Origin of the sequence: Novipirellula herctigrandis, assembly GCA_007859835.1 — a bacterium.
Classification (GTDB): Bacteria; Planctomycetota; Planctomycetia; order Pirellulales; family Pirellulaceae; genus Novipirellula_A; species Novipirellula_A herctigrandis.
Window position 1 is genome coordinate 61,675 of record SJPJ01000003.1, and the last position, 2,464, is coordinate 64,138.

Consider the following 2,464-nt stretch of genomic DNA (forward strand, 5'->3'; position numbering starts at 1 on the left):
CCCCACTGAGAACCATGTCCGACACAATCGACATTCAAGCTGCGGAACCACGCACGGTTGCGTCACGCTTCGCGGGTTTTTTGGGGGTCGCGTTGGCGGCACTCGTTCTCTATTGGCTCGGCGCATGGATTGCGTTTGTTGCGCTCACGCGGGACCGATTGGGGCAGGACACTGCAAATCTTGCGGGTGCGATTTTTGCGACGATCCTGATTGGACTGTGTTCTTATTTTTACGTTTCTTACGTTTGCAAATCGGTTGCGAGTTCCCGACTTGTCGTCGGCAACCATGATTTCACGATTAAGGCAATGCAAAAGCTGAGCTGTAATGAGCACCAGTTTCCAAACGCCGATGTGGAGCGAGTGATTTACGGGCAACGATTGAGCGGAATGGAAAAGTTTCTCGACCGACTTGACGAACTCGGCGTGTCGCGGGGACAACACGTAATCAAGGACCTAAAGAAGGGCAGGCTCTTTGTATTTCACAAGGACGGATCGCATGTTGACTTTCAATTCGTCGACAAAGCGTTTGATGACGATCAACTGCTTGCATTCTTTTCCGCATTGGACGCTAATGACGTTCCCGTCGAGGCCGGCGGGTAACCATGACGTCCACCGGAGGACGGCATGGCGCGTTTCCAAGTGGACAATCAAACCGCCGTCCCCGGTGACGTCGGACGTTACCCGACTGACCTGATTTTACTCCACGCAACTGCATAGCCGACCTTGTCACGCAATCCAAACGAACCACCGTCGGATACCTCTGGCGAATCATCGGACGTACCTTCGATCAACAACGATCGCGACTCACTTGAGACGCCCACACTCGCGTACACTGCCAACGGCAATCTTGAAGCTCATTCGGTGGTAACCTGGCTTCAGTCGCATGGCGTTCGTGCATACGCCGTCGAGGATAACTCCGGCGTCAGTCTTTTCGCATTTGGAACGATTAGCCAATTTCACAAACCGCAAGTGTTCGTCGACAAAACGGACCTCAAATCGGCCGTTGACCTACTACGCGAATTTGAGACTCAGCGTGATCGACGCCGCAAAGACCTGGACAATCTACCTCCAATCGAATCTGAATGCGAAGAGTGCGGCGTTTCGAGCGAATTCCCGGCTTCTCAAGACGGGACGACTCAGAACTGCCCGAAATGCAATGCGTTCATGGACGTTGGCGGTCATGATTGGCCGGAGGATTTTGACTTCGGTGAGGTCGACGCGCCAACGCCGTCAGAACTCACTGCTGACGATGCGATAGACGCCGCATCAAGGCTCGATAAACTCGGGGATTGGCTCGATGCAATTCATGCGTTTCGGGACATTGCCAGTCAGTGGCCTGAACACGCGACCTATGCTGCAAACTGCATTTCGGCGATTCAACGCAAAATTGACGCCGCGAATGGCGGGTAACCATGACGTCCACCGGAGGACGGCATGGGGCTTTTACAAATGGACAATCAAACCGCCGTCCCCGGTGACGTCGGTCGTTATCCGGTTGCTTTTCTATCGAGCTGAAAATGTGTTCAAGCATTATTTGCATGTCTTGGCGCGTAGGCGCGGTCCTGTAGTCTGCAACATTTGAACACTGTTTTGACGGCCCCATATTTCTCGCTACGGGAGGGAACTGTGATTCAAACAAGATTAACAACGACAAGACGACAATCCACTTCAAGTAGGCTGGGCGGTGGCGCGGACGATTTCACTTGATAAACCTGTTCAAGCAACGCATAATCTTATCTTCGGCCAGCAACGTGCGCGACCAGTGCCATAGGTTGCTTGACCTCACTCAACTACAAACTGACACCGGATAACAATACGATGCACACGGAGCCGCCGGCTCCGCTGTTTTTGGAAACAAGGATGCATTCGGCGTCCCGGTGATCGTTGCCGTTACCCGGCTGAAGTTGACCGCTTGTTTCGATTCGATGCATAAGCGTTTCACTATTAAGACCGCGCTACTCGTCACCGTGATCGCTGCGGTCGCGTTCCGCTATGGCCCATGGCTTTACCGGCGCACGAAGTACATAAACCACTATCAACGTCTTACGGAACAGGCCGCAAACTGGGAACGGCGGCCGCATCACGCCGAAGGGTACACTTACCAAGCGCGCAACGGCGTCTGGCTAATGGTCTCAACTTCCGAACACGAAGTCGCGGACGACTATTCGACGGCTACGTACACCGGTGCGACCCCTGACCCAAATCGATTCTTCGTTGTTCCGCCTGGTAAGTGGGTGGATACAATTGACGATGTATTTGTGACCTGGGACAAATTCGATTGAACGCCGTAACGAATTCAGAAATGCGGGTAACCATCGGTTGCAACGGAGTGGCGGTGGTGGCCGATTTGGCAATTGCTGGATCGTTCGCCGCCACCCGCTGAACCGTACCGTTGAACTGGCCCTCCGGGCGAAAGGTTAGCGAGTCAAGCTTTTGCGATGAGGTTAAATGTTGGCAGCGATGCT

Annotated in this window: 3 protein-coding genes; all 3 read left to right on the top strand. The window is 53.6% G+C overall.

What is annotated here, in order from left to right; all coding sequences use genetic code 11:
• Nucleotides 1–599: hypothetical protein (locus tag CA13_RS34190; RefSeq protein WP_419195336.1), on the top strand; the 599-nt coding region annotated here is incomplete at its 5' end.
• Nucleotides 600–722: 123 nt separating this feature from the next.
• The gene (locus tag CA13_RS34195) at nucleotides 723–1,409 is read left to right on the top strand and encodes a hypothetical protein (protein WP_419195337.1); all 687 of its coding nucleotides are present in this window, start codon (nucleotides 723–725) and stop codon (nucleotides 1,407–1,409) included.
• A 515-nt stretch (nucleotides 1,410–1,924) separates the two neighbouring features.
• Complete coding sequence (locus CA13_RS34200; protein ID WP_146404804.1) at nucleotides 1,925–2,281, top strand: hypothetical protein; 357 nt, start codon at nucleotides 1,925–1,927, stop codon at nucleotides 2,279–2,281.
• Nucleotides 2,282–2,464 lie beyond the last annotated feature (183 nt).

Bases quoted from the DNA above. Each gene is read 5' to 3' on its own strand.
- CA13_RS34200 (WP_146404804.1), top strand. From the start codon at position 1,925: ATGCATAAGCGTTTCACTATTAAGACCGCGCTACTCGTCACCGTGATC.